The sequence below is a fragment of the Pseudomonas oryzihabitans genome, assembly GCF_024652905.1.
Lineage (GTDB): Bacteria > Pseudomonadota > Gammaproteobacteria > Pseudomonadales > Pseudomonadaceae > Chryseomonas > Chryseomonas benzopyrenica.
The window spans coordinates 204,278-230,297 of the sequence record NZ_CP102428.1; the positions used below are offsets into that span (position 1 = coordinate 204,278).

19 protein-coding genes are annotated in these 26,020 nt (G+C 66.7%); 6 read left to right on the forward strand and 13 right to left on the reverse strand.

Annotated features, from left to right (window positions below; translation table 11 throughout):
• Nucleotides 1-315 precede the first annotated feature (315 nt).
• Nucleotides 316-2,262: a putative bifunctional diguanylate cyclase/phosphodiesterase gene (locus NRG74_RS00945; RefSeq protein ID WP_257705517.1), complete on the reverse strand. Its 1,947-nt coding sequence runs from the start codon at nucleotides 2,260-2,262 to the stop codon at nucleotides 316-318.
• A 245-nt stretch (nucleotides 2,263-2,507) separates the two neighbouring features.
• Nucleotides 2,508-3,542, reverse strand: a complete 1,035-nt coding sequence (locus NRG74_RS00950; protein WP_257705518.1) for a LysR family transcriptional regulator — start codon at nucleotides 3,540-3,542, stop codon at nucleotides 2,508-2,510.
• A gap of 76 nt (nucleotides 3,543-3,618) precedes the next feature.
• Between NRG74_RS00950 and NRG74_RS00955 the strand changes: the two genes are divergently transcribed.
• A complete protein-coding gene (locus NRG74_RS00955; RefSeq protein WP_257705519.1) occupies nucleotides 3,619-4,533 on the forward strand; it encodes an NmrA/HSCARG family protein in 915 nt (304 codons plus the stop codon).
• A 379-nt stretch (nucleotides 4,534-4,912) separates the two neighbouring features.
• Here NRG74_RS00955 and NRG74_RS00960 read toward each other — a convergent pair whose 3' ends face one another.
• From NRG74_RS00960 to NRG74_RS00990, 7 genes are all read right to left on the reverse strand, one after another.
• Nucleotides 4,913-5,590 carry a type 1 glutamine amidotransferase domain-containing protein gene (locus NRG74_RS00960; RefSeq protein WP_017640032.1) on the reverse strand — a complete coding sequence of 226 codons (678 nt, stop codon included), beginning with the start codon at nucleotides 5,588-5,590 and terminating at the stop codon, nucleotides 4,913-4,915.
• A 146-nt stretch (nucleotides 5,591-5,736) separates the two neighbouring features.
• Nucleotides 5,737-6,987 carry a hypothetical protein gene (locus tag NRG74_RS00965; RefSeq protein WP_257705520.1) on the reverse strand — a complete coding sequence of 417 codons (1,251 nt, stop codon included), beginning with the start codon at nucleotides 6,985-6,987 and terminating at the stop codon, nucleotides 5,737-5,739.
• A gap of 177 nt (nucleotides 6,988-7,164) precedes the next feature.
• On the reverse strand, nucleotides 7,165-8,340 hold the full coding sequence (gene chrA, locus NRG74_RS00970) for a chromate efflux transporter (protein WP_257705521.1): 1,176 nt from the start codon (nucleotides 8,338-8,340) through the stop codon (nucleotides 7,165-7,167).
• Between the two features lie 11 nt (nucleotides 8,341-8,351).
• Entirely contained in the window at nucleotides 8,352-8,777 is a 426-nt protein-coding gene (arsC, locus tag NRG74_RS00975; protein WP_257705522.1) for an arsenate reductase (glutaredoxin), read from the reverse strand.
• Nucleotides 8,774-9,820, reverse strand: coding sequence for an ACR3 family arsenite efflux transporter (gene arsB, locus NRG74_RS00980; RefSeq protein ID WP_257706545.1), 1,047 nt, complete (start codon nucleotides 9,818-9,820; stop codon nucleotides 8,774-8,776). Before arsB ends, arsC begins: the two co-directional genes overlap by 4 nt.
• Nucleotides 9,821-9,903: 83 nt before the next feature.
• Entirely contained in the window at nucleotides 9,904-10,227 is a 324-nt protein-coding gene (locus NRG74_RS00985; protein ID WP_064309359.1) for an ArsR/SmtB family transcription factor, read from the reverse strand.
• 71 nt (nucleotides 10,228-10,298) lie between these two features.
• A complete protein-coding gene (locus NRG74_RS00990; RefSeq protein ID WP_257705523.1) occupies nucleotides 10,299-11,222 on the reverse strand; it encodes a LysR family transcriptional regulator in 924 nt (307 codons plus the stop codon).
• A gap of 64 nt (nucleotides 11,223-11,286) precedes the next feature.
• On the opposite strand from NRG74_RS00990, the gene NRG74_RS00995 reads away from it, so the two are divergent.
• Together NRG74_RS00995 and NRG74_RS01000 are read left to right on the forward strand one after the other, a co-directional pair.
• The gene (locus NRG74_RS00995; RefSeq protein ID WP_257705524.1) at nucleotides 11,287-11,820 is read left to right on the forward strand and encodes a GNAT family N-acetyltransferase; all 534 of its coding nucleotides are present in this window, start codon (nucleotides 11,287-11,289) and stop codon (nucleotides 11,818-11,820) included.
• Nucleotides 11,820-12,980, forward strand: coding sequence for an MFS transporter (locus tag NRG74_RS01000; protein WP_257705525.1), 1,161 nt, complete (start codon nucleotides 11,820-11,822; stop codon nucleotides 12,978-12,980). Before NRG74_RS00995 ends, NRG74_RS01000 begins: the two co-directional genes overlap by 1 nt.
• A 20-nt stretch (nucleotides 12,981-13,000) precedes the next feature.
• Here the strand turns inward: NRG74_RS01000 and NRG74_RS01005 are convergent, their stop codons facing one another.
• Together NRG74_RS01005 and mntR are read right to left on the reverse strand one after the other, a co-directional pair.
• Nucleotides 13,001-14,314, reverse strand: coding sequence for a methyl-accepting chemotaxis protein (locus NRG74_RS01005; RefSeq protein WP_160923334.1), 1,314 nt, complete (start codon nucleotides 14,312-14,314; stop codon nucleotides 13,001-13,003).
• A gap of 101 nt (nucleotides 14,315-14,415) precedes the next feature.
• The gene (gene mntR / locus NRG74_RS01010; protein WP_017640022.1) at nucleotides 14,416-14,865 is read right to left on the reverse strand and encodes a manganese-binding transcriptional regulator MntR; all 450 of its coding nucleotides are present in this window, start codon (nucleotides 14,863-14,865) and stop codon (nucleotides 14,416-14,418) included.
• Between the two features lie 293 nt (nucleotides 14,866-15,158).
• Between mntR and NRG74_RS01015 the strand changes: the two genes are divergently transcribed.
• Both NRG74_RS01015 and NRG74_RS01020 read left to right on the forward strand, forming a co-directional pair.
• Nucleotides 15,159-16,430 carry an Nramp family divalent metal transporter gene (locus NRG74_RS01015; RefSeq protein WP_017640021.1) on the forward strand — a complete coding sequence of 424 codons (1,272 nt, stop codon included), beginning with the start codon at nucleotides 15,159-15,161 and terminating at the stop codon, nucleotides 16,428-16,430.
• 125 nt (nucleotides 16,431-16,555) lie between these two features.
• Entirely contained in the window at nucleotides 16,556-17,563 is a 1,008-nt protein-coding gene (locus NRG74_RS01020) for a hypothetical protein (RefSeq protein WP_257705526.1), read from the forward strand.
• Between the two features lie 355 nt (nucleotides 17,564-17,918).
• Here the strand turns inward: NRG74_RS01020 and NRG74_RS01025 are convergent, their stop codons facing one another.
• Nucleotides 17,919-18,854 carry a DNA/RNA non-specific endonuclease gene (locus NRG74_RS01025; RefSeq protein ID WP_257705527.1) on the reverse strand — a complete coding sequence of 312 codons (936 nt, stop codon included), beginning with the start codon at nucleotides 18,852-18,854 and terminating at the stop codon, nucleotides 17,919-17,921.
• A 153-nt stretch (nucleotides 18,855-19,007) separates the two neighbouring features.
• Between NRG74_RS01025 and NRG74_RS01030 the strand changes: the two genes are divergently transcribed.
• Complete coding sequence (locus NRG74_RS01030; RefSeq protein ID WP_257705528.1) at nucleotides 19,008-20,363, forward strand: OprD family porin; 1,356 nt, start codon at nucleotides 19,008-19,010, stop codon at nucleotides 20,361-20,363.
• Nucleotides 20,364-20,873: 510 nt separating this feature from the next.
• On the opposite strand, the gene NRG74_RS01035 is transcribed toward NRG74_RS01030, so the two are convergent.
• The gene (locus NRG74_RS01035; RefSeq protein ID WP_257705529.1) at nucleotides 20,874-26,006 is read right to left on the reverse strand and encodes a DUF4011 domain-containing protein; all 5,133 of its coding nucleotides are present in this window, start codon (nucleotides 26,004-26,006) and stop codon (nucleotides 20,874-20,876) included.
• Between the last annotated feature and the right edge of the window lie 14 nt (nucleotides 26,007-26,020).

Below are 26,020 nucleotides of genomic sequence, written 5' to 3' on the forward strand. Positions count from 1 at the left end.
AGTGGTGATCTTGCCTATATTTATCCGTCGCTCTAGGAAGTGGTTAAGCGCGTCCTACGATACCAGCCACAGTTAACCACCGAGTATCTCCTAAAATTGGGAATCATCGAAAAGGGAGCATATTTATTTTTCGACCGCTTTCCGCTTGTGGCAGGTTTCTATTAGTCATGCTGGGTATCCTCCAGAATCGGACAGTCTTTTCGTAGACTGAGAATGCTGCTCTTTAGGCTTGAGGAAAATTACGAATTAGGCGCGGTTGACGGATTAGGACTGCCGCGGGGATATGGCCACAAGCTCCCTGGCCCTCCTAACAGATCAAACCGCTAGTACCCTGTTCAAATGCTCCCCCTCCAACCACCCCCTAATATCACTCGCCCGCATAGGCTTGGCGAACAGATAACCCTGTGCCCGAGTACACCCAAGATTCTTTAGCGCACCCAGTTCTGCCGCGGTTTCCACCCCCTCCACGATGCATTCCAGCTGCATGTCCTGGCACAGGGCGATCAGGGATTTGACAATCTTGAAGCTGGCCGGGTCGAGGTGGAGGTTGGTGACGAAGGTGCGGTCCACCTTGAGTTTGGTCAGGGGTAGCGCGTGGATCTGGCTCAGGCTGGAATAGCCGGTGCCGAAGTCGTCGAGGGAGATGCCGCAGCCCAGTTCGCGAAAGCGGCTGATGGCGCGCTGGGTCTGGGGCAGGTCCTGGATGGCGGCGGTTTCGGTGATCTCCAGGTCGAGGCAGGCCGGGTCGAAGCCGCTGCGCTTGATCAGTTCGACGATCTGCTGGGCGGCTTCCTCGGAGGCACAGTCGTGGGCGGAAAGGTTGAAGGCCAGGCGGATGCCGGCGGGCCAGCGCGCGGCCGCGTTCAGCGCCTTGTTCAGCAGCGGCAGGGTGAGTCTATTGACCATGCCGACGCGCTCGGCGGTGGCGATGAAATCTCCCGGCGGGACGTTGCCCAGCTCCGGGCTTTCCCAGCGCGCCAGGGCCTCGAAGGCCACCGTCTGCTTGCTGTGGATGTCCACGATGGGCTGGAAGACCATGTAGAACTCGCGCTCCAGGTCGGCCCGACGCAGGGCCTGTTCGGTCAGGCCTTCGCGATTGAGTTGCTGGCGATGGGCGGTGCTGAACAGGCAGGCCGTGCCGGGGCGGTGGCGCTTGCTCTGGTACAGGGCGTAGTCGGCGTGTTCATAGACGTCCGTGGCGGAAAAGGCCTGGTCGGGAAAGGTCGCGATGCCCAGCGAGCCACTGATCTGGATGGGCATGTCCACCAGCAGGAAGGGCTCGCGCAGGCTGGCGCAGACCTTTTCGCCAAAGGTCCGCAGCTGCTCGTCGTTCAAGACCCGGGTGATGATCAGGCTGAATTCGTCGCCGCCCAGGCGGGCCAGGTGGACGTCCTCGTCGAGCAGTCCGCTCAGGCGCTGGCCGACCTGATAGAGCAGCCGGTCGCCCACGCTATGGCCATAGATGTCGTTGACCGGCTTGAAGCCGTCCAGGTCGATCAGGCCCACGGCGAGACGGGTTCCCTGGGCGCGCGCATCGGCCAGCAGCCTATCGAGGCGGGCGAAGAACTGCCGCCGATTGGCCAGGCCGGTCAGGCTGTCCTGGTTGGCCAGCTTGAGGTTTTCCTCGCTGAGCTTGGCTGTTTGCGCCTGCATGTTCACCAGGCGGGTGAAGTCACCGTACTGCGCCTTGAGGATGACCAGCATGGCGATGGACACCAGCAGGACGTCGATCGCCGTGGCCACGAAGGTGCCGATGGTGGTGGAAGCGAAGAACACCACGAAGGCCGTGTTGACCACGGCGGTGGTGGCCAGGGCCGCGGGCAGCAGGTGCATCATGCAGAAGATGCAGCCGATCACGGTGATCGCCATGTAGAAGCCCACATGCGCCTGGGTATAGCTGTCGCCATAGGGAAACAGCGCCAGCGCCCAGGCGGTGAAGGCCGAGGCGACGATGGGCGCGAGCCTGTTGGTGCGCTTCAGGGCCGAGAGCATCTGCGCCGGACTGCGCGGCTGTTTGCGCGTGCGGAACCATTCGGCCGCCCGGATCACGCCGAACAGCGTCATGAGCAACGGGCAATACACCACCAGCCAGCGCGGCGCGACGGCATAGTGGGTGCCGGCCAGCATCAGGGTGTTGGTCAGCAGGATGAAGTACATCATCGGCAGCTGGCGAGACAGCGCGAGGTATTGCGCCTTGACCAGGCCAGGATTGTCCTTGGGCACGGACATCAGGGCGCGCACGCCGAGCAGGATTTTCTTCATCGGGCAATGCTCTGAAAATACGACCAGGTAACCAACTGCACGGAATATCCTTTCCAGCCTGGGCGGCGCAGGGTTAGAGGCTGCGCTCATGGAGAGGCTGTCGGCTGGCGCCTGCTTTTCTGCAGTCTTCGCGACTAATGGCACTTGGCCGGAGTTGCGGGCCTTTACCTTTCCAGGGCCGATACATTGCTGTGAAGCCTTTGGCAAAGGCCGGCTTTCCACGCCTGCGCGGTCTTCGCTTACCGTCAGGAAGCTGCACCTTCCTTGCGCGAAGCCCTGGACGCAGCCAATTGCCCGAGTGTTGCAGCGCCGGGTTCCACGGCACGTCTGCGTGGTACCCAGGCGACGACCGCATCGATGAAGGCACGCACCTGAGGCGGCAGAAAGGTACGGTCGGGATAGACCAGCGCGATATGCAGTTCAGTGCCGACGACGTCGGCGAGGACCTGCTGGAGCGCGCCACGCTCCAGGTCTCGCGCTACCAGGTCTTGGGGAAGAAGCGCGATGCCAAGCCCGGCTACGGCAGCCTCGCACAGGAGGGTGATGTCGTTCGAGAAGAAGGTGCCTTCCACATGAAGCTTGCTTCCGGAGGTCATGGGCCAGTGAGTGTCCGGGAGCTCGCCACGCGTGAAGCCGAGCAAGCAGTGGTGATGCTTGAGATCGTGGTGCGTGCGCGGTACGCCGCGAGCGGCCAGGTAAGCAGGCGCCGCAATGGCGATCATTCGGTCGCGCAAGAGGGTACGGGCGATCAAGCCGGGCTCGAGCTGGCTGCTGGCCCTGAGCGCGACATCGTAGTCACCGCGAAGCAGGTCGACGTGATGGTTTGACGTGTGGATATGGACGCGTAGCTCGGGATAGCGCGCCGCGAATTCGCAGAGCATGGCATGGAAGCCAAGACCCGGCATGGGCGGCGTCGAGACGCGCAAATCACCACGCACTACGTCGTCTGTCCTGCGCACGCTCTGCTCGGCAAGACGCACCGCCTCGAGTGCGATGCAGGCCTCCCGATAGAACACCTCGCCCACCTCGGTAAGGACCAGACTGCGCGTGGTGCGAAGCAGCAGGCGAGCGCCAAGACGTTCCTCGAGGCGGGCAAGACGTCGGCTCACGGTGGCCCGCGGAATGCACAATTCGGCCGCGGCGCGCGAAAGGGATTTGGCCTCGACCGTCTTGGTGAAGGCGACGAGTTCGGCTGTTTCTATTGGCTCGCTCATATGGATCAAATCATAGCAAGTGATGCCATTTTTTGGAGAATTGATGCATCGGTCAGCCAAACGCAAGATGGCGTTCGAGTCACCCTGACAAGCGCGCTTGGCATCCGGCTAGGCGCCCGATCGAGATCGAACGAGGTAAAGGATGTCTAGCGAAAAGCAGCTGATCGCCGTATTCGGTGCGAGCGGAAATCAAGGTGGAGGGGTCGTGCGGGCCTTGAGCCAAGGCGGGCAATTCAGGGTGCGTGCGCTCTCGCGTGACCCGGCTGGGTACGAGGGACCCGCTGACGAAGTGGTCGTCGCGGATCTGGAGCGGCCCGAGACGCTCGCCGCGGCGCTCGAAGGGGCCTATGGCGTCTTTCTCGTCACCAACTTCTGGCAAGCCGGTACCGATGAAATCAAGCAGGCCGGGGCGGCGGTCCAGGCAGCGAAAGCCGCCAACGTGCAGCATCTGATTTGGTCCACCCTGCCGGATGTCGAGGCCATCAGCGGCGGCGAATTCAAGGTGCCTCAGTTCACTGGGAAGGCGAAGGTTGACTCGATCGTCAGGCAGGCTGGGTTTTCGCGGCATACCTTCGTCATTCCACCGGCGTACTACCAGAACTTCATAGGGCCGTACGGGCCGCAAACGCAGCCGGACGGAAGCCTGGGTTGGACGCTGCCTATCGATCCAGCGGTGCGTTGCCTGCACATGGGTGACATAGGCGAGCTGGGCGATCTCGTGGCGGGCGCCTTCGCGCATCCGGAAGAAACGGGGGACGGTGCCTACCTTCCGCTGGTGGGCGACTTCATGAGCTTCAACGACCTGGTCGACACCTTCAATGGCCTGGGGCTCAAGGTGACCTTCACCCAGGTTCCTCGCGAGGCCTATGCAGGCTTCTTTCCCGAAGCCGACGCCCTGGGCGAGACGCTGGCCTACTATCAGACCTACACCTACCTCGGGCCGGGCTCCCACGACGCCGGGATCGCGCTGGCGAACAGGGTGGCGGGTAAGACACCGACGCCCTTTGCCGTCTGGGCGCGGGACAGGCTCCGCCTCGCCGTCGTGCCCTCGGCCTGAATCCTCGCGTTTCTCGACTGAGGCAGAGGACGGCGATAGCTGGACGCGCGAACTGGTGCTGGCTATTGGCTCAGAGTGTACGACTCCGGGCAATAGGGTGCCTCGATGGTGCCAAGGCTTGCGCCAGACGTTTACCGATCAGGAGAGCTGGCGTATCGCGGCGGTAGTTGCTGTCGTCCTTATCACGAGTGGCGTCGTGCCCTCTCGACCGCACCAGAAGCGGCGCCTGCGTGTTGAGCGTCCGGAATCTTCTGGCCGGTTCGATACAGCTGATCGATCCTTGTGGACGATTGATCAGGGGTACGAGCGATTCCCACGGAGCCTGGAGCCGCACCCGCAAAAGCCCGCCATTAGGCGGGCTTTTGCCTGTCCGGGCCGCTCAACCCAGCTTGGTCAGCAGGGCATCCGCCGCGGCTTCCGAGCTGGCTGGATTCTGGCCGGTGACCAGGTTGCCGTCCTCGACCACGAACTCGCCCCAGTCCGGGCCCTTCTCGTAGCGGGCGCCGAGCTTCTTCAGCTCGTCTTCCACCAGGAAGGGCACCACGTCGGTGAGTTGCACCCCGGCTTCTTCGCTGTTGGTGAAGCCGGTAACGGTGCGACCCTTGACCAGCGGGGTGCCGTCGGCGGCCTTGACGTGGCGCAGCACACCAGGGGCGTGGCAGACCAGGCCGAAGGGCTTGTTGGACTGGGCGAAGGCTTCGAGCAGGGCGATGGAGTCGCGGGATTCGGCGAGGTCCCAGAGCGGGCCATGGCCGCCGGGATAGAAGAGGCCGTCGTAGTCGTCGGCGTGCACTTCAGCGAGCTTGACGGTGCCAGCCAGCGCCTTTTGCGCCTCGGGATCGGTCTTGAAACGCTCGGTGGACTCGGTCTGGGCGTCGGGGGCGTCGCTCTTGGGATCCAGCGGCGGTTGGCCACCGGCGGGGGAGGCTAGGGTGATCTCGGCACCGGCATCCTTGAACACGTAGTAGGGGGCAGCGAATTCTTCCAGCCAGAAGCCGGTTTTCTTGCCGGTGTCGCCGAGCTGGTCGTGGGAGGTCAGGACCATCAGGATCTTCATCGCGCGTTCCTCGTGTTCGGAAGGGTATCGCTAGACAGACCCTGGGTTCCTGCTGTGAGTGCCCGGCTCTTGTGGTAAGCCACGAATACCTCACAGAAGCAGCCGGCGAGCCGCCCGGTTGGGGCGGCCGTGGCGTTCAGGGGCGATCAACCCCAGCCAAGCGTGCCGCCCGGCTCATAGCGCTCACGAGCGGAAACGGTGCTGGCGACGTCATCGAGGTTATGAACGCCTACCAGTTTGATCAGCGAGTCCAGGTTGTCGACCTGGCCTTCGTAGCCTGCGTCACGGAAGACATAGGTGTCCTGGCCATAGTGGAAGACGGCGGCATTGACCAGACCGGTGGTGGACTGGGTCACGGTGTTGAGCGCGGCGAACAGGCTGGTCGCCTTCGCCAGGGCGGCGTCCTGGATGGTGACCACGGCTTTCTCGTCGTACACCGCGAAGCCGAAGATGATGTGGTCATCGTTCGCGTTGTAGTCGGTGACCGTCACATGGTTGGCGGCCAGGGAACGGTTGGCGGTGGCGCTGCTACTGCCATCGAAGTTGACCAGACTGGGTTCGAGGGTGAGGTAATCGGGCCCTTCGCCCAGGGTAATGGTGGCCCCGTGACCGTAGCTGCCGCTCAGGTTGGCGTTGTGGGCGGCCACGCCTTTGGTGAACAGCAGGTCAACGTAATCGTTGCCAGCGCCGGCGTTGATGGTCACATCAGCCTGCTGGATATGGGCGTTGATCTGATCGCCACCGGCGCCGGTATCGACGGTGATGGCCTTGACCCGCGAGTGGGCGAGGGAGGCGACGCTATCCAGTTCCGCGGCGGCGATGGTGCTGACACTCACCGAGTCCTTGCCGCTGCCGGTGATCACGCTCTTCAGGAAGGCGCTCTGGCTAGCATAGGTGTAGTCATGGCCTTCGGTGTAGCCATGCAGGAAGTCAATCGACAGGCCGGCAGTGGAAGTAGAGCCATCGAAGGTCTGCAGGCCATCGAAGTTGTTCAGGGTGATGATGTCGCCTTCATTGAACTGATTGGTCGGCACGTCGGTGAGGCTGACGGTCAGCTTGGCAATGGACGAATCGAGGGTGCTGTCGCTGGCGGTGGCACTGCGGGTATGGCCGTCGAGACGCGTCAGCTGGTCTTCCCAATGACCGGTCAGGGTCAGTTCGCTCAGGGTCGAGGCGGCCGCAAAGTGCGGGCCCTTGGCATCGAAGGTCTTGGCGAAGCCGACGTATTCGGGGGCGGCGTTGATATCGAGGGTGAGCCGCGGCTGGCTCTGGAAGGCGTAGTAGGTGACGCCATCGAAGGTGCCGGCTGGCTTGGCGGGCGCGGCGGCCAGGGGCGCCTTGGCGAGGGCAGCGGTGAACAGCGGGGCGGTGGTGTCCAGGGGGTTCTTGTAGGTCATGGCGGTCATCCTTAATGCATGTCAGGCCGAGCGCTCGCTGGACACGTTCTCGCGCAGGGCAAGACGTTTCATACAGCTGAACGTCACGCCGACAGTGCCTAGCTTTCCACGGAGCTACAGCGAACCACGCCGCAATTTCATCGGGCCACTAGTGGCACGCCGCCAAACGGTAGTGCGCTAAAAGTTCAATAGACTGACGAATAGAACGACCAACAGCGCGATCAGCACCGGCGACCAGTGGGTCCGCAAGAGCAGCGCCAGGGCCAGCGCGGCGAGGGCGACATCCAGCGGACCGCGGATGGCCCCCGTCCAGACCGGATCGTAGAGCGCCGCCAGCAGCAGGCCGACCACGCCGGCGTTGAGCCCAGTGAGGGCGCGCTGCCAGCCGGGGTTCTGGCGCAGGGTCTGCCAGAAGGGCAGGGCGGCGAGCAGGACGAGGGCGCCGGGCAGAAAGATCAGCAGGGTCCAGAGCAGGCCGTTGAGCCAGGCGGGCAAGGCCGAGGGCACCAGGGCGCCGAGGTAGGAGGCAAAGGTGAACAGCGGGCCCGGTACCGCCTGGGCCAAGCCATAGCCAGCCATGACCTGGCCATCGCTGACCAGGCCGTTGGGCACCACCACCGCCTGCAGCAGTGGCAACACCACATGGCCACCACCGAAGACCAGGGCGCCGGCGCGATAGACACCCTCGGCCAAGTTGCTCCAGGCGGGCAATAGCAGCAGCGGCAACAGGAACAGCAGCAGGGCGACCACCCCCAGGCGCCGGGAGGTTCCCGTTTGCAGGCCCAGGGCCGGTGGCGTGGCGGTCGGCGCCAGTACCAGGCGACCGACCAGGGCGGCCAGGCCCAGCCCCAGCAGTTGCCCCGCCGAACCGGGCAGCCAGAGCGCCAGGCCGGCGACGACCAGCGCGAGGAGGCGGCGCGGCGTATCCGAGCACAGGCTGCGGCCCATGCTCCAGACCGCCTGGGCCACCACCGCCACGGCAAAGACCTTGAGGCCATGGACCGCCGCCGAGTCGGCCAGCCTAGGATAGTGGGCCAGGCCCAGGGCGAAGAGGATCAGCAGCAGGGCCGAAGGTAGGGTGAAGCCGAGCCAGGCCGCCAGCAGGCCCCAGCCCCCGGCGCGGCCCAGACCCAGGGCCATGCCGACCTGGCTGCTGGTCGGACCGGGCAAGAGCTGACAGAGCGCGACCAGCTCGGCATAGGCAGGCTCGTCCAGCCATTGGCGGCGGGTGACGAAGGCCTGGCGGAAATAGCCCAGGTGGGCGATGGGGCCGCCAAAGCTGGTGCAGCCCAGGCGCAGAAAGATCAGGAAGACCTGCCAGGCGCTGTCCTTATCGCGGGCAATGTCGCGCATGGCGGCCCCGATCAGCCGCGCGGCGCGGCAGGCGGTACCACTACCTCGCCGTCTTCCTTGACGAAAGGCCCGCGTTGCGGCTCGGGCAGGATCTCCAGCACCCGTTCCGAGGGCCGGCAGAGCCGGGTGCCCAGGGGCGTCACGACGATGGGTCTGTTGATCAGGATGGGATGGCGCAGCATGGCGGCGATCAGGGCCGCGTCGTCCAGTTGCGGATCGTCCAGGCCCAGTTCGGCATAGGGCGTGCCTTTCTGGCGCAGCAGGTCGCGCACGGGCATGCGCAGGTCCGCGATCAGCCGTTCCAGCTGCGCCCGGTCGGGCGGTGTCTCGAGATAGTGGATCACCGTCGGCTCGACGCCGCTGTTGCGAATCAGGCCCAGCACGTTGCGCGAGGTGCCGCAGGCGGGGTTGTGATAGATCGTGATGTCGCTGTTCATGGACGGTCTCGACGGGAGGAAAGGGCGCCGCGTTCGTACCAGCCGCGCGAGCCGTTCACCAGGCGCACGACCAGCAGCATCAGCGGTACCTCGATGAGGACTCCCACCACGGTAGCCAGGGCGGCGCCCGAGTGGAAGCCGAACAGGCTGATGGCGGCGGCCACCGCCAGTTCGAAGAAGTTGCTCGCGCCGATCAGCGCCGACGGACAGGCGACGCTGTGGCTCTCGCCCACCAGGCGATTCAGCCAATAGGCCAGCGCCGAATTGAACAGCACCTGGATCAGGATGGGCACGGCCAGCAGGGCGATCACCAGCGGCTGCGCCAGGATGGCCTCGCCCTGGAAGGCGAACAGCAGCACCAGGGTGGCCAGCAAGGCGCCCATCGAGAAGGGTCCCAGGCGGGCCAGGGTGCGCTCGAAGGCAGCCTGGCCCTGGCGCAGCAGCGCGCGTCGCCAGAGCTGGGCGAGGATCACCGGCAGCACCAGATAGAGGATCACCGAAAGCAGCAGGGTGGCCCAGGGCACCGCGATCGACGACAGCCCCAGCAGCAGTCCGACGATGGGGGCGAAGGCGAAGACCATGAGGGTGTCGTTCAGCGCGACCTGGGACAGGGTGAACAGCGGATCGCCCTGGGTGAGGCGACTCCAGACGAAGACCATGGCGGTGCAGGGCGCCGCCGCCAGCAGGATGAGCCCGGCGATGTAGCTGTCCAGCTGGTCGCTCGGCAGCCAGGGGGCGAAGACTTCCCGAATGAACAGCCAGGCGAGCAGCGCCATGGAGAAGGGCTTGACCGCCCAGTTGACGAACAGGGTGACGCCGATCCCGCGCCAGTGCTGGCGCACCTGGCCGAGGGCGCTGAAATCCACCTTGAGCAGCATCGGCACGATCATCACCCAGATCAGCAGGCCGACCGGCAGATTGACCTGGGCCACCTCGATCCGGCCGATAGAGCGGAACAGGCCCGGTGCCAGCTGGCCGAGGGCGATGCCGGCGAGGATGCAGAGCGCTACCCAGAGGCTGAGGTAACGCTCGAAGCTGTTCATTGGGGGTGCTGCCGGTGGGCAGGCGTGGGGACTGTGCATGGCGGGCCTGGTCTTGCGGTCGGTGGATGGGGGTTGGTCGAGGATCAGCAGGAACAGCGCAAGGGTTCGCTGACCACGCAGTCGCCGCCGGCGCAGCAGTGCTCGGTCAGGTAGCCGAGCAGGGCGTTCATCTGGTCGTAGGCCGCGCGATAGATGAGGTTGCGACCCTGCTGTTCCACCGACACCAGGCCGGCGGTGGCCAGCTCCTTGAGGTGGAAGGAGAGGTTGCTGCGGCTCACTTCGAGCTGGTCGGCCAACTGGCTGGGGGTGAGGCCACCCGTGCCCGCCACCACCAGGGCGCGAAAAACCCTCAGGCGTTGGGCGTGAGCGAGGGCGGCGAGGGCGGATACGGCGCTGTCTTCATGCATGATTAGATAATTCAATGATCGTTGAATCATTGAATGTTAAGGCGTGTTCGTTGCCAAGTCGAGCCTCTCGATCAGCGGCGCAACCGCCGCAGCGCTTCCAGTACCTGCTGCAGCGGACGGCTCAGGGGTTTGTCGCGGCGCAGCACCAGGGCCAGGGTGCGCGTCAGCGGCGGCGCCAGCGGCTGGACCCTCAGGCCCTGGCGATGGTGTTCGGTGGCCACGGCGATACCGGGCACCAGGCTGTAGCCGAGACCGGCGGCCACCAGTTCCTTGAGGGCTTCGATGCTGCCCAGCTCCATCACCGGTCGGCTGGGCTGGCCCGCGCGGCGAAACCAGTCGTCGATCAGCAGTCGGGTGCTGCTGCCGGTCTCGAAGGCCAGCAGCGGCGCTTCGGCTAGCGCCGCCGGCGCCAGCGCGCCCCTGGGCAGCGGACTGGCAGGCGGGAGCAGGGCGACGAAGGCATCCTCCAGCAGCGGCTCCACCTGCAGGTTGCGGCCACTGGCGGGCAGGGTGACCAGCCCCAGGTCGAGGCGGTTGTCTTCCACCGCGCGCAAGACGTCCAGGGTGTTGCCGGTGCTGACGCGCACATCCAGCTGGGGAAAACGCTGGCGCAACTGGCCCAGCAGCGGCGGCAGGAGATGGATGCAGGCGGTGGCGCCGGTGCCGATGGCGACCCGTCCGCTGACCGTCTCGCCATGGCTGGCCAGGGCCTGCAGGGCCTGGTCCACCGCCGTCTGGATATGGTCGGCGTGTTCCAGCAGCAGACTGCCGGCGGCGGTGGGCTTGAGGCCGCGCCCCAGGCGCTCCAGCAACTTGAGCCCCAGGCGCCGCTCCAGCTGGCGAATCTGCAGGCTGACCGCCGGCTGGCTCAGCCCCAGGCGATCGGCCGCGGCAGAAAAGCTGCCGGTGGCGACCACCTGGACGAAGGTCTGCAGTTGGGTGAGGTTGAGGTCGGCCATGCCAAGGTTTCGCTTATACCGGGGATAACCGAGCATAGCTTTATCTTTGGCTGGGCGTCCCGGCATGATCGCCCCATCGCCCCCTGGATGGACCACCCTCGTGAACACCGCCCTGCAATTGCGTGACGCCACCCCCGCCGATCTTCCCGCCATCCAGGCCATCTATGCCCAGCACGTATTGCACAGCTGCGCCAGCTTCGAGCTAGAGCCGCCGGACGTGGCCGAGCTGGAACGGCGCCTGGCGACGGTGCGTCAGGCCGGGCTGCCCTATCGGGTGGCCGAGCGGGACGGCGAGGTGCTGGGCTATGCCTATGCGGTGCTCTATCGACCGCGCCCGGCCTACCGCCATACCGCGGAAGACTCGGTGTACGTGCGCGACGGCCTGGGTGGCCAGGGGATCGGTCGGCGGCTGCTGGAGGATATCGTCGCGGCCTGCACGGCGGCGGGCTTTCGCCAACTGGTAGCGGTGATCGGCGACAGCGCCAACCAGGGCTCCATCGCCCTGCACCAGCGGCTGGGCTTTCGCACCGTCGGCACCTTCGAGGCGGTGGGCTTCAAGCATGGACGCTGGGTGGACACGGTCCTGATGCAACTCAGCCTGGGCGAGGGCGAGCGTACCCCGGGGACACGCTGATGACGCCGATGCCGAGCGATCGCGCCATCTGGCAGCTGGGGTTGATGCAGTTGCTGGCCTGGGGCCTGGCCTTCTATCTGCCGGGGGTCTATGGCCCGGCCATGGCTGCGGGACTGGGTTGGGATGCGCGCTGGGTCTATGGCGGCTTTTCCCTGGCGATGCTGACCATGGGTCTGATCTCGCCCTTCAGCGGCGCGGTGATCGAACGCCTGGGTGGCTGCCGCACCCTGCAGCTCGGTTTGGTGCTTGATGCCCTAGGCTGCCTAGGCTTGGCCGCGGCCCAGTCGGCGCCATTGTTCTATTTGGCCTGGGTGACCCTGGGGGTGGGCATGCGGCTGTCGCTGTACGACGCCGCCTTCGCCACCCTGGCGCGCCTGGCCGGCGAACGCTCGCGGGCGGTGATGGTGCGCATCACCCTGCTCGGCGGGCTGGCATCGGCGGTGTTCTGGCCCCTGGGGCATTGGCTGCTGGAGGCGCTGGGCTGGCGCCTGGGGCTGGTGGTCTATGCCGGCATCGCCCTGGCCGGCCTGCTGCTGCTCCTGCCGCTGCCCAATGTGCGCGGACGCTTGCCCAGTGCCGAGCTACCGCCCATGGCGGGGGGTGGCTCGCCACGCCTCGCCGGCGTGCTGTTCGCCACCGGGATGGCGTTGATCGGCTTTCTTTCGGCGGGGTTGTCGGCGCATCTGCCGGCGCTGCTGGCCGAGCGTGGGGTGCCGGTGGGGGTGGCGGCGCTGTGGGGCATCGGCCAGGTCTGCGCGCGGCTGGCGGAGCTGGCCTCCGGGCAGCGGCTGTCGGCGCGTCAGCTCAATCTGCTGCTGGGCCTCGGTCTGCCGCTGAGTTTCGCCCTGGCGCTGGCGAGCGAAGGCCATCTCGGCCTCACCGCCGGCTTCGTCTTTCTTTATGGCGCCCTCAACGGCCTGGTGGCGGTGTTGCGGGCCAGCCTGCCGCTGGAATTGTTCGACCGGGCGCTCTACGCACGCCTGACCGGCAAGCTGCTGGCGCCGAGTTTTCTGCTCTCGGCGGCCGCGCCCTGGTGCTATGCCCTGGCGCGGGAGAGTTGGGGCGATCGGGGCCTGCTCGGACTGTGCCTGCTGGTCAGCCTGGGCGTGACCCTGGCGGCGCTGGGGCTGCTCCGGCGGCGGCGTCCGGCGCCGGCCTGAGGCGGGAGCCGGCCCGCGAGCTAGTTCAGGCGGCGGGCGAACTGACCCACCGCACCGACCACACGCTGGGCCCCGTCCTGGATCTCGGTGATGCGGGTACCCGCGGCGTTGGCCAGCTGCAGGCCCTGTTCCGCCTGGTGCTTGCTCGCGGCCATGTTGGCGACCGCGGTCTGCGCCAGTTGCTGGTTCTGCTGCACCACGCCGACGATCTCTTCGGTGGCCTTGCTGGTACGACCGGCCAGCTGACGGACCTCGTCGGCCACCACGGCGAACCCGCGGCCCTGTTCACCAGCCCGCGCCGCCTCGATGGCGGCGTTGAGCGCCAGCAGGTTGGTCTGCTCGGCGATGCCGCTGATGGTCTTGACGATGGTGCTGATCACCAGCGATTGCTCGCCCAGGGCCTCGATGCCGTTGGAGGCGACCTGCAGCTCCTCGGCGATCTTGCGCATCACCGAGACGGTGTCCTGCACCACCTCCGCCCCCTGACGGGCGCTCTCGTCGGTCTGCTGGGAGATGTCGAAGGCCACCTTGGCCGCCTCGGCCACCGCCTGTTCCTGCTCGACCTGTTCGGTGATGACGGTGGCGAACTTGACCACCTTGTACAGTTCGCCGCGGGTATTGAGTACCGGGTTGTAGGAGGCTTCCAGCCAGACGGTACGCCCGTGGCTGTCGATGCGCTTGAAGCGGCTGGCGATGAATTCCCCGCGATTGAGCCGCGCCCAGAACGCCTGGTAGTCGGCGGAGTTGGCTTCTTCGCTGGTACAGAATTGCCGGTGATGCTTGCCCTGGATCTGCTTGAGCGAATAGCCCATGCCCTGCAGGAAGCGGTCGTTGGCGGTGAGCACCTCGCCGGCCAGATTGAATTCGATGACTGCGGTGGAGCGCAGCAGGGCGTTGATCAGGCCGGAATGCTCGGTGGCGGTTTCCACCTGTTCGGTACGGTCGTTGGCGTAGCAGATGGTCTTGTGGATGCGGCCAGCGGCGTCGCGCAGCGGCTGCCAGGTCGCATAGAGCCAGGCTTCCTGGCCGTTGGCCCGCAGCAGGCGGTACATGCCGCTGGTCTGGGTACCCTGGCTGAGCGCGCTCTTGAGGTCGCGATAGCAGGGCAATTGTTTAACGTATTCTGGAATGAAGGCGTCCAGGGGACGCCCCACCACGTTCTCGGAGCGGTAGCCCATCTCGCGGCAGAAGCGCTCGTTGACGCGCTCGATATTGCCGCGGTCATCCACGGTAAGACTCAGCGCCTGGCTTTCGAAGCCGGCGTGCAGCTGACGCAATTCGGCGACCTCGGCCCGCAGTTGGGCGAGTTCGGTCTTGAGAGGGCGATTGAACATGGCAGGGCACCAAGAGGAGTGAAAGTATGACTTCCACTACTTCGACGGTACCCGGATTTTCTGAAGGGGGAGCCGTGGCGACTTTCGACTAAAGCCGCAGCCTACGCCTGACGACTGGCGATGAAGCGCCGGAAGACTGCCAGGGTGGCCTCGCTGACATGGTGCTCCATGCCTTCGGCGTCGCGGCGCGCGGTATCGGCGTCCACGCCCAGGGTCAGCAGGAAGGTCTCCACCACATGGTGGCGCGCGCGACTGGCTTCGGCCAGGGCCTCGCCTTCAGGAGTGAGGAAGACGCCGCGATAGGGGCGCTGCACGATCAGGCCGGCGGCGGCCAGGCGCTTGAGCATCTTGGCCACGGTCGGCTGGGCCACGCCGATGCGCGCGGCGATGTCCACCTGGCGCGCTTCACCGCCGTCCCGGATGAGATCGGAAATGAGCTCGACATAGTCTTCGATCAGCTCCTGACGATGCGCCTCGCGGACCTGTTGAAAACCTTCCATATGAATGGATGGATCGACCAACCGATTCAGCAGTTCGTCGTCCTTTGTCATGTTGCCCACCTGAATGACCTTCTCCGCAAAGACCTGAGGCGCGTCAAGAGGACGCGTTCGGGCGCCATTTTGACCGAGTTGCGGGCGAATACCAAAGATTCCTTCGCCAATGGGCGTTATCGACGGATGAGATAGAGATTTTTTATTGCTGAATGTGTGAATTTTAGCCTAGGCTAAATTCTCCAAAGGGTATTCCTATTTTGCCGCACGAGTCCGCCATGAAAGAATCCGCCAGCTATGTCGAGCCAGCCTGGCAGGAGTCCGCGCCTTCCGCCCGGCCCAGTCTGGGGCGGATGAATGCCAGCGTGCCGGTACCCGAGGGTGGCAGCTGGTTACGCCGGCTGCTGGCCTTCGTCGGCCCGGGCTACATGGTCTCGGTGGGCTACATGGATCCGGGCAACTGGGCCACGGACCTGGCCGGGGGCTCGCAATTCGGCTACCTGCTGTTGTCGGTGATCCTGCTCTCCAACCTCATGGCCATCCTGCTGCAGGCCCTGGCCGCGCGGCTGGGCATCGCCACCGGGCTGGACCTGGCCCAGGCCTGTCGCGCACGTTATTCGCGGCCGGTCAGTCTGCTACTGTGGATCGCCTGCGAGATCGCCATCATCGCCTGCGACCTGGCCGAGGTGATCGGTACCGCCATCGCCCTCAATCTGCTGTTCGGCATCCCGTTGATGTGGGGCGCCATCCTCACGGCGCTGGACGTCTTTCTCATCCTGCTGCTGATGAATCGCGGGTTTCGCTGGCTGGAAGCCTTCGTCATCGCGCTGCTGACGCTGATCTTCGTCTGCTTTGGCGTACAGATGGTGCTGGCCCAGCCGTCCATCGCCGCGATCGCCGACGGCTTCCTGCCCAAGGCGGAAATCATCACCAATCCGGCCGCTCTCTACCTGGCCATCGGCATCATCGGCGCCACCGTGATGCCCCATAACCTCTATCTGCATTCCTCCATCGTCCAGACCCGCGCCTATCCGCGCACCGAGGAGGGGCGGCGCATGGGCCTGCGCTGGGCGGTGGCCGACAGCACCCTGGCACTGATGCTGGCGCTGTTCGTCAACGCCGCCATCCTGATCACCGCCGCGGCGGTGTTCCACAGTGCCGGGCGCACCGACGTGGCCGAGATCCAGGACGCCTATCACCTGTTGTCGCCGATGCTGGGCGTGGGTATCGCCTCGCTGCTGTTCGCGGTCGCCCTGCTGGCGTCGGGTATCAACTCCACGGTCACCGCGACCCTGGCTGGCCAGATCGTCATGGAAGGCTTTCTGTCGCTGCGCATCCCCGACTGGGCGCGGCGGCTGATCACCCGCGGTATCGCCGTCATCCCGGTGGTGGTGGTGACCGGTCTCTATGGCGAGAGCGGCACGGCCAAGCTGCTGGTGTTGAGCCAGGTGGTGCTGTCCATGCAGCTGCCCTTCGCGGTGATCCCGCTGGTGCGCTTCGTGTCGGATCGCCAGCTGATGGGCTCTTTCGTGATCGGTCGGGTCACGCAGGTGCTGGCCTGGGCGATCGCCGGACTGATCGTGGTGCTCAATGTGAAGCTGCTGGCCGATATCCTGTTGGGTTAGAGGATATCTGAGGTCTGATGATCTTCGGTGGCTCTGGCGTGCTGGTTTGGGAACTTGTGAAAGCGGAAGGGTATCCATCCGTTACCACAATAAGTTCTTCCCTTAACCATCCCGGAGCACTCGCCATGTCCTACGACGCCCGCCAAACCCCAGCCTATGCGGCCACCACGGCCACCGCCCCCTTGCTCAAGCGTATCTCCTGGAGTTCGATCATCGCCGGCGTGGTCATCGCCCTGACGGTTTCGCTGCTACTGAGCCTGCTCGGCACCGCCATCGGCACCGCCTCCATCGATCCGCAGCAGGAAGCCAATCCGCTGGATGGCCTGGGCAAGGGTACCGGTATCTGGGTCGGCGTCAGCGCCGTGGTCTCGGTCTTCATCGGTGCCTGGATCGCCGGTCGCCTGGCCCAGCGCGAAGGCGCCCTGCACGGCATCCTGGTCTGGGCCAGTGTGACCCTGGTCAGCGTCTATCTGGTGTCCAGCGCAGTGAGCGGCGTGGTGCGTACCGGCCTCAACGTGGCGGGCAGCGGCCTGTCGATGATCGGCAGTGGTCTGTCCCAGGCCGCACCGGCGTTGACCAACCAGGTTCAGGATCAACTGCGCCAGCAGGGCATCCAGCTCGACCTGGGCGATCTGCAGAACGAACTGGAAACCGCCTTGCGCCAGACCGGCAAAGCCGAACTGCAGCCGGAAAATCTGCAGCAGCAGGCCCAGGGCGCCCAGCAGGATGCCAAGAACACCGCCCAGAACAGCGCCAACAACCCACAGCAGACCGATGACCAGCTGACCGCCCTGCTGGACCGTCTCAAGGCCCGTGGCGACCAGGCTTGGAACGCCGCCGACCGTCAGGCCCTGGTCAACCTGATCAAGGCCCGTACCGGCAAGAGTGACGCCGAGGCCAATGCCATCGTCGACAAGGCCCAGCAGACCTACCAGCAGGCCTATGCCAAGTACCAGGAGCTCAAGGCCCAGGCCGAGCAGAAGGCTCGTGAAGCCGCTGACGTGGCCGCCCGCAAGGTCTCCCAGGCCAGCTGGGTGCTGCTGATCAGCCTGGTGATCGGTGGCATCGTTGGCGCCATCGGTGGTGCCCTGGGTCGTCGTACCCAACCGGCCAACAAGGTGGTCGCTGCCTAAGCGCCCCCTCTCGCGGATCCTTCGGCTTCCGCTGTAAGACTAGATGCCCGGACTGGCGACGGTCCGGGCATCGGCGTTTTTGGGTGATCGCTTTTTCCAGCTGTCTGGCCGCTCGGCACGAACAGGTGGCGATAGGTCAGCGGGGAGACCAGGATGGGCCTGAGCCTGGCCTGGCCGCGCACCGCACTACTGACGGCCTGCTAAATGTTGAGCGACCTGGCCTTCTACCGACCGGCCCTGGCGGTCAGCACCTGGGCGCTGCGCCTGGGGTTGGCGAATGCTGCCGAACTCTACCTGACCGGGCTCTCCTGCTGGGGCTGCGCAACAGCCTGTCACGCGCCTGCGGCCAACCCAGCTAGAGCAGGATGTCCCCCGGTCCCTGGATGGCCTGCTCCACCGCCTGGCCTGTGGCGCGCTCTTCGTTGGAAAAGCCGTCATGGTCGCGCAGCGGGCCGAAATCGATGCCGGTCAGTTGTTCGATGCGCACGACGCTGCACTGGTAGGTGCGCAGGCGGCCGAAGGCGATGGACAGCTCGTCCAGCTCCCGGCGCTGGTCGATGAGGTAGGCACTGGCAGAGGGTTTGCCGTCGTCACCGAGAAAGGCCACCACCTTCCAGAAGGCCTCGGGAATCCGGGCGTCGCGATAGACACGGTCGTCCGGGCGCAGCACCGGGCCGCTGAAGACGGTGATGCGTGCCTGCCAGCGCTGGGTGTTGTCGAGCAGATAGTCTTCCAGTTCCAGCCAGGTCCGCTGGTTGAAGGCGGCCATCTGCGGCGCGCAATTGGTGAAGTGGAAGGTATCGCGGTTGGCCTGGGCGGCGGCGGGGCCCCAGTTGGGATCCTGGCGCCGCACCAGGTGGCCGCGGTCGAGCAGGTTGTCGGCATAGAGCGCCTCACCGAGCTGGGCCTCCAGCGGCACTCGACCGTCATAGGCCCAGGCGTCGCGGCTACGCGGCACGTCCCGGTGCTGGCCGCCATCGATATTGACCCCGACCCAGAGCGCCATCCGTCGGCTGCGCGAGAGGGTGACCGAGAAGTGGGTGTAGTCCAGGCGATCGCCCGAGGCGGGCAGGGGATGGACGTCGGTGGCCAGGGCGGCGCTCGGGTCTGGCCAGGGGACCTGGAAGTCACCCAGGAAAGCGGCCTGGTAGCCCTGCCGATCCGCCAGGTTGGCGGCGGGCGTGATGCGGGGTTCGGCGCGCAGGCCGGCGGGTTGCGCTGGCAGCAGGGGACGCAGATCGGCGAGGCGCGGGCGATAGGCGAGATCGACGGCAAAGGGCTGGCTGGGCATGGGTTATCTCGGGCGCAGAGGGCGAACCGTCAGCGCAGCACAGGAAGGTGACCGGACGATGACCACGGTCAGCGAAGTGGTATGCGCCGGCGCTAGCTGGCAAACTCGTTCGCGACCTAACGATTTCCACCGAGATCCCCGAGTGAACCGCCCATGAAGCTATCGCTGTTTTCCCCCCTTGCCCGTCGGCGTACCTGGCTGCTCGGCGTGCCCGGCCTGCTCCTTACTGGCGCGGCCCTGGCCAGTCAGCAGTCCGATGCCAAGGGCTTCGTCGAAGACGGTGACCTGACTCTGCTGCTGCGCAACTACTACTACCTGCGCCAGAACGAGGGCGACGGCCATGGCGCCGAGGCACGCAACAGCCGGGATCCGCGCAGCTGGACCCAGGCCTTTCTGCTCAACTACACCTCGGGCTTCACCCAGGGCACCGTGGGGGTCGGGGTGGACGCCTATGGCTACCTGGGCCTCAAGCTCGACGGCGGCGATGGCCACGCCAATACCCCGAACATGCCGGTGGACGGCGACGGCAGCCAGCGCAGCGAATTCAGCAAGGGCGGAGCGGCCGTCAAGCTGCGCGTTTCCAACACCGTGCTCAAGTACGGCGACCAGCAACCCACGGCGCCGGTACTGGCGGCGGGCGGTAACTGGCTGTTTCCCCAGACTGCCCGTGGCTGGAGCCTGGTGAGTCAGGAGGTCGATCACCTGATGCTGGAAGGCGGTCACTTCACCGCCGCCACGGCGCCGCGCACCACCGGCGCGGACGGCGGCATCTTCGCCGGCTACGCCGGCGTGGAAGCGGCCTCGGCCAGCTATGCCGGGGGCGTCTACAAGTTCAGCGATCATCTCAGTGCCTCGCTCTACGCCGGGCACTTCGAAGACGTCTGGGACCAGTACTACGGCAACCTCAACTATGTGCTGCCGCTGGCCACCGAGCAGAGTCTGACCTTCGACGCCAACCTCTACCGCACTCTGGACGCCGGCAGCGCCAAGGCCGGCAGCATCGCCAACACCGCCGGCTCGCTGGCCGCCGCCTTCCAGACCGGCGCCCACACCTTCACCCTGATCCACCAGCGCATCCACGGCGACCAGCCCTTCGACTACGCGGTGTTCGGCGCGCCGGTGCCAGGTGCCTTCGGTGATTCCATCCTGCTCGGCAACTCGATGCAGTTCTCCGACTTCAACGGTCCGGGCGAGCGCAGCTGGCAGGCCCGCTATGACCTGGACATGGAAAGCTACGGCGTGCCGGGGCTGAGCCTGATGGTGCGCCATACCCGTGGCAGCGGCATCGACGGCAGCAAGGTAGCGGCGGATTCGGCCTATGCCGGGCTCTATGGCGACGGCGACAAGGAACACGAGACCGATCTGGAGGCCAAGTACGTCCTGCAGAACGGCCCGGCCAAGGATTTGAGCTTCCGCCTGCGTCAGGCCTGGCATTCCGGCAGCCAAAGCACCGGCGGCACCGTGGCCGAGACGCGGCTGATCACCGAGTATCCGCTGAATATTCTTTGATACCGCTGAGTGGTGGGCAAATCGCCGTAGGTTGGCGCTGAGCACAGCGAAGCCCAACGGTGCCGAGGTCGAGCGCGGCTTGTTGGGCTTCGGCGATGGAGCCGCCTCAGCCCAACCTACGGTGCCAGACAAACCGCCGTAGGTTGGCGCTGAGCACAGCGAAGCCCAACGTTGGCGAGGTCGAGCTCGGCTTGTTGGGCTTCGGCGATGGAGCCGCCTCAGCCCAACCTACGGCATCAGGCAAACCGCCGTAGGTTGGCGCTGAGCGCAGCGAAGCTCAACGGTGCCGAGGTCGCGCCCGGCTTGTTGGGCTTCGGCGATGGAGCCGCCTCAGCCCAACCTACGGCATCAGGCAAACCGCCGTAGGTTGGCGCTGAGCACAGCGAAGCCCAACGTTGCCGAAATCGAGCCCGGCTTGTTGGGCTTCGGCGATGGAGCTGCCTCAGCCCAACCTACGTACCATTCTCGTAGGTTGGCGCTGAGCACAGCGAAGCCCAACAGGCCTCACCCTCAGGCCTTCGCCCGCGATTCTTCCAGCAGCCGCTCGATCTCCCCATGCAACCGCTCGGTCGCCCCGGCGCGGTCGATCCACCATTCGGTGGACCAGACGCGCAGCAGCGTCCAGCCGAGACCCTGGAGGATGGCGCTGCGGGTCTTGTCGCGGTCGCGGGCGGTGGCGGCACTGTGATAGGTGGCGCCGTCGCATTCGATGCCGACGAGGTAGTCCCCCGGGCGGTCGGGATGGACGATGCCCAGGTCGATGCGGAAGCGCGAGACGCCGATCTGCGGCACCACCCGCCAGCCCTTGGCCTGCAGCGCCTGGGCCACGGCTTCCTCGAAGGGCGAGTCGTGTCCACCCAGCGAACCCTTGACCGCGGCCGCCAGGGCCTGGGGACCGCGCTGGGCGAATTCCAGGAACAGCTTGAGATCGCGCACCGCGCGGGCATTGGTGCGATTGAGGTCGATCAGCCCCGGATCGAAGGAGGAGAACACCAGCATCTCCCGGCGCGCCCGGGTTACGGCCACGTTGAGGCGCCGCCAGCCACCGTCCTTGTTCAGCGGACCGAAATTCATCGACATCGTATTGGCGCCCGGCTCGGTGGGACCGAAGCCGATGCCGAGCATGATCAGGTCGCGCTCGTCGCCCTGGACCGTTTCCAGGTTCTTGACCACCACCGGCTCGGCCAGGTCCTCGGCGAAGTGCGCCTCGATCTCCGGGTGCTGCTGGCGCGCGCGGTCGAGCAGGTCGGTGACCAGCCGCTGCTGTTCGCTGTTGAGGGTGATGATGCCCAGGCTCAGCCCGGCGAAGGCCGGATCGAGCAGGCGCTTGACCGCCTCGGCGACCATGGCCTGGGCCTCAATGGCATTGTGGCGGCCCTTGCCCTTGGCGTAGACGCCGTCGACCCGCCGCCATTCCACCGCGCTCGGACGGATCTCCGGGGCGGGGAAGGTGATGAGCTTGCCGTCGTAGTAGTGGTGGTTGGAAAAGGCGATCAGGCTCTCATGGCGACTGCGGTAGTGCCAGTTGAGGCTGTGGCTGTAGATGCCGGCGCCCAGGCATTCGTCAAGGATGCTTTCCAGGTCCTCCGCGGTGTCGTCCTCGCCGGCGGCGCGGTCGAAGAAGCGGGTCGGCGGCATCTGCCGGGGGTCGCCGGCGATCACCACCTGCACGCCGCGGGCAATGGCACCCACCGCATCCCAGGGGGCGATCTGCGAGGCTTCGTCGAAGATCACCAGGTCGAACAGGCCGCCGTCCGGGGGCAGGTACTGGGCGATGGACAGCGGACTCATCAGCATGCAGGGCGCCAGTCGCGCCAGGGCGTCGCCCATTTCCAGGGCCAGCTGACGCAGCGGTCGGTGCCGACGCTGCTTCTGCAACTCGTGCTTGAGCACGGCGAAGCCGCCACCCTGGCGCGCCGCATCGTTCTTCGGTGGCAGGCCGTGGCAGAGAAGGGCGCGGATATGGCGCACGGCAAGGGTCTGCAGACGGTCGTCCAACCGGCGATAGGCCTGGATGTCGCTCTCGTGCTCGGCCGGGACGAAATCGCGCAGCAGCGGCTCGGCGTCCAGGGCGGTGGCGGCGAACCAGCGGGCATAGGCGGTCTCGAACAGGGTCGGGAGATCGTCGGCCGCGGCGGTCGTGGCGCGGGCGATCAGGGGTGCCAGGCCGAGGGCGTCGGCTTCTTCGCGGACGCGTTGCCAGTCACACCAGGCCTTGAGTCGACCGGGCTGCCGCAGCAGCGCGGCGGCGGTGCGTACCAGCTCGGCGGCGGCGGTATCACCGGCCAGTCCCGCCTGCGCGGCGAATGCCTGGCGAGCGGCTTCGGCTGCATCCAGGGCCTCGGCGAAGGCACTGCTGGCCGGGGCCAGGGTGGTGTCCACCGGCTGATCCTCGGGATGCTGCAACCGCCGCGCTGCCGCCTGGCGTAGGGCCAGCAGCTGCTCGGGCGTTTCCGCCAGGGTTGGCAGCGCCGTGCTCAGCCTTTCCGCCAAGGCGCGTCGGGCGAGCAGGGCGTCGAGGTCGCTGGTGACGCCCTGCCAGCCGGCGATACCGGCAAGGGTGGGCGCCAGATCGTCCAGCTCGGTGAGCAGGGTGCGCTGGCGGCGCAGGCGCGGCAGGTCGGCGGCGACATCGGGTTGGCCCTGGGTTTCGCCCTGGCGGGCGAGGTCCTGGGTGACCTGTCGCTGGGCGCGGCTGGCGAAGATCCAGAAGCGTCGAGCGGCGGCATCCCAGGCGGTTTCCAGCTGGGTCAGGGCGACGCGGCGACAGGCTTCGGCGGCATAGGGCACCGACAGCTCGCGCTCCAGCGCCTGGTAGTCCCGCAGCAACTCCAGGGCGCGCCCCAGCTGGCGCTGACGCTCGGCAGCGCCAGGGCCGAAGGCGAAGGCCAGATCCTGGCCGGCGGCGCTCCGCAGCAGCTCGGCGAATTCCAGCAGGCGACGGGGCGCCACCTGGTCCGCCAGTGGCAGACCGAGGACATCGCGCAGGCGTTGCCGCGCCTGCTGCAAGGCGTGTTGGGTGTCGCGCAGCCGTTCGGCAGCGGTAACCAAGGCATCCTGCCAGGCGTTGGACCAGGGATGGGCCGGCAAGAGGGCGAAATCCGCCGCCAGGCTGCGCCCGGTCTCGGCATGCAGGGCCAGGCGGCGTACCGCGGTGCGTAGTTCGGCCAGGGCCTCGGCGTCGTGGGCATCGGCCTGGGACCATGCCAGGCGTGGAGTATCGGGAGCAGCGTCGCGCAGGACGCGGCCAATGCTCTGCTGCAGGGTCAGGCCATTGGGCCAGCGGCGGTGCAGGCGCTCCACCACGGCGTTGAGACGATCCCGCAGGCGCTCCACCTCGGCGGCCTCGGCCAGCCATTCCTCTTCGTCGAGGCCGTCGCGGGTATCCCAGGCGCGCTCCAGCTGCTTGAGCACCTCGGCCTTGGAGGCCTTGCTCGAATGCAGCTCCAGGCAGAATTCGCCAAGCCCCTGGGCCTCCAGGCGGCGATACACCACGTCCAGGGCCGCGCGCTTCTCGGCGACGAACAGCACCCGCCGGCCAAGCGCCAGGTTGTGGGCGATCATGTTGGCGATGGTCTGGGACTTGCCGGTGCCGGGCGGGCCGTCGAGGACGAAATCCTGGCCACCGGCCGAGGCCAGCACCGCCGCCAGTTGCGAGGAATCCGCCGGCAGCGGGGTGAAGAGTTCGGCCGGGGTTACCTGGCGATCCAGCTCGCGTTCGCGGGGAAAGCTGCCGCCGCTCAGGTAGGCGCCAGATTCGGTGGTGCGCTCCAGCAGGTGCCGCACCAGCGGGCTTTCCATCAGCTGGTCGCTGCGCTCGGTGAGGTCCTTCCACATCAGGTACTTGGCAAAGGAAAACTGGCCGAGCAGCAGCTCGCTGCTGACCTCGAAGCCGGGCAGGTCGCGTACCGCGCGGCGGACCTTGGTCCAGATCCCGTCCACGTCGATGCCGTTGCCATCGCCGGGCAGCGGGCCGTCGAGCCCGGGGATGTCCAGGTCGAAATCGTGGCGCAGCAGTTCCAGCAGGGTGAGGTTGAAGCGCGGCTCGTCCTCGAACAGGTGCAGGGTGATGCCGCTGGCGGCGCTCTGCCGTTCCAGGCGCACCGGCAGCAGGATCAGCGGCGCACGGTAGTGCTTGGGATCGTCGGCGGCCTTTTTCCAGCGCAGGAAACCCAGCGCCAGGTAGAGGGTATTGGCGCCGCCCTCGTCGAGATCGCTGCGGGCGCGCCGATAGAGTTCCACCAGCGCCGCGTCCAGCTTGGTCGCATCCAGGGGGGCGACCACCTCGCCACGGGCCAGGGCGCCGCGGGCGTATTCGTCTTCGAGATTCTCGTGCTCGCGGGCCTCGTGCAGCACCGCGTCGCGCCCGCTCACCGCCAGGTCCGGCAACGGCACCAGGCGCAGCGCCCGGCCCTCGGCCAGACGATCTTCCAGCGCCGCCGGCTCGGGGCAGAGCAGGGGTACGCTGCGGGCGTTTTCCGGCACGTGCAGCAGGCGATTGCGGGTGGTGAGGTCGAGCAGCTTGCGTTGCCAGAGCGCCAGGCGACCGACCGGGGTGGTGGGCGCGGCCTCGACGTCCACGTCGAAGGCTGGCAGCGGCGGGGCCTCTTCCAGGGCTTCGCCCGGCAGCAGCAGGCCGTCCAGGGGGGAGGCGAGCTGTCCGGGCACCGCCAGCGGGCGGATGCGCTGCAGACGGGCACGGCGGACGTCCAGGGCCAGTACGAAGGTCTCGTCGTCCAGCTGCCGCTCGGCCAGTTGCACCGCCTGGCTGAAGGACGGCGGCGGGGAAGCGGTGGCCTGGGTGGTCTCGAACACCAGCAGGTCCTTGAGCGCCACCCGCTTGCGTACCGGCTCGGCGTCGTCGGTAAGCAGCTGGGCGAATTCCTGGGGCTGCAGCCAGACGCCGGCGAAGGCATGGCCGCGGGTAATGACCAGCAGCGGATTGAGGCCGGCCTGTTCCAGCGCCGCGCAGGCGAGCAGCGCGAGATCCAGGCAGGTGGCCAGGCCACCGTCGAGGATGGCGCCGGGCGTGCGGATCTTCTGGCCCTGGCGCTCGAAGCTGGCCGGCGGCACCGCGTAGGTCAGCTGCAGGCCGCACAGGGCCGACCAGAGCGCCGAACCGAGCTCCCAGACCCGGCGGCGCGACTCCCCCTCGTAACCATCCAGCGCCGTGGACTTGCCGGCGCGGCGCAGGACCTCGGCGGCTGCCCCCAGCAGGCGATCCACCGCCGGGTCGTTGGGCATGACGAAGGCCGCCGCCAGCTCGGGCATGCTGTCCACGCCGCCCCACTGGTTGCGGGCCAGCAGCTCGACCGGATAGCGCCGCGTCTGCAGGATCTCGTCACCCTGGCGCACCGTGAAAGTCAGCTGGGCGACCAGGCTTTCCTGGAGGCTGCCGAGCAGGGCGGCGTCGAATTCGAGGTCGCGATCATCGAGATAGAGGGTGCCCTGGGGATCGAGGCGCTCCAGGTGCCAGGTGCGTGGCACCACGAAAGCCGGCTCGGCGGTCACCGTGAGGCTGAGGTCAGCCAGGGGGGCCTGGCCGCTGTGGGTGAGGCGCAATTCACGCAGCACGGGCACCGCGTTCTGGTGCGCCGCGAAGCCGATCTTGCCGGCCAGCACCAGTTCGACATCCACGCTCATCGCCTACCACCCTT

Coding starts and splice junctions, on each gene's coding strand:
- NRG74_RS01020 (WP_257705526.1), top strand. CDS start 16,556: ATGTCCTACGACGCCCGCCAAACCCCAGCCTATGCGGCCACCACGGCC.
- arsC (WP_257705522.1), bottom strand. CDS start 8,777: ATGAACAGCGACATCACGATCTATCACAACCCCGCCTGCGGCACCTCG.
- NRG74_RS00985 (WP_064309359.1), bottom strand. CDS start 10,227: ATGCATGAAGACAGCGCCGTATCCGCCCTCGCCGCCCTCGCTCACGCC.
- NRG74_RS01025 (WP_257705527.1), bottom strand. CDS start 18,854: ATGCCCAGCCAGCCCTTTGCCGTCGATCTCGCCTATCGCCCGCGCCTC.
- NRG74_RS00960 (WP_017640032.1), bottom strand. CDS start 5,590: ATGAAGATCCTGATGGTCCTGACCTCCCACGACCAGCTCGGCGACACC.
- NRG74_RS00945 (WP_257705517.1), bottom strand. CDS start 2,262: ATGAAGAAAATCCTGCTCGGCGTGCGCGCCCTGATGTCCGTGCCCAAG.
- NRG74_RS00955 (WP_257705519.1), top strand. CDS start 3,619: ATGTCTAGCGAAAAGCAGCTGATCGCCGTATTCGGTGCGAGCGGAAAT.
- mntR (WP_017640022.1), bottom strand. CDS start 14,865: ATGACAAAGGACGACGAACTGCTGAATCGGTTGGTCGATCCATCCATT.
- arsB (WP_257706545.1), bottom strand. CDS start 9,820: ATGAACAGCTTCGAGCGTTACCTCAGCCTCTGGGTAGCGCTCTGCATC.
- NRG74_RS01015 (WP_017640021.1), top strand. CDS start 15,159: ATGAATGCCAGCGTGCCGGTACCCGAGGGTGGCAGCTGGTTACGCCGG.
- NRG74_RS00965 (WP_257705520.1), bottom strand. CDS start 6,987: ATGACCTACAAGAACCCCCTGGACACCACCGCCCCGCTGTTCACCGCT.
- NRG74_RS01005 (WP_160923334.1), bottom strand. CDS start 14,314: ATGTTCAATCGCCCTCTCAAGACCGAACTCGCCCAACTGCGGGCCGAG.
- NRG74_RS01000 (WP_257705525.1), top strand. CDS start 11,820: ATGACGCCGATGCCGAGCGATCGCGCCATCTGGCAGCTGGGGTTGATG.
- chrA (WP_257705521.1), bottom strand. CDS start 8,340: ATGCGCGACATTGCCCGCGATAAGGACAGCGCCTGGCAGGTCTTCCTG.
- NRG74_RS01030 (WP_257705528.1), top strand. CDS start 19,008: ATGAAGCTATCGCTGTTTTCCCCCCTTGCCCGTCGGCGTACCTGGCTG.
- NRG74_RS00990 (WP_257705523.1), bottom strand. CDS start 11,222: ATGCTCGGTTATCCCCGGTATAAGCGAAACCTTGGCATGGCCGACCTC.
- NRG74_RS01035 (WP_257705529.1), bottom strand. CDS start 26,006: ATGAGCGTGGATGTCGAACTGGTGCTGGCCGGCAAGATCGGCTTCGCG.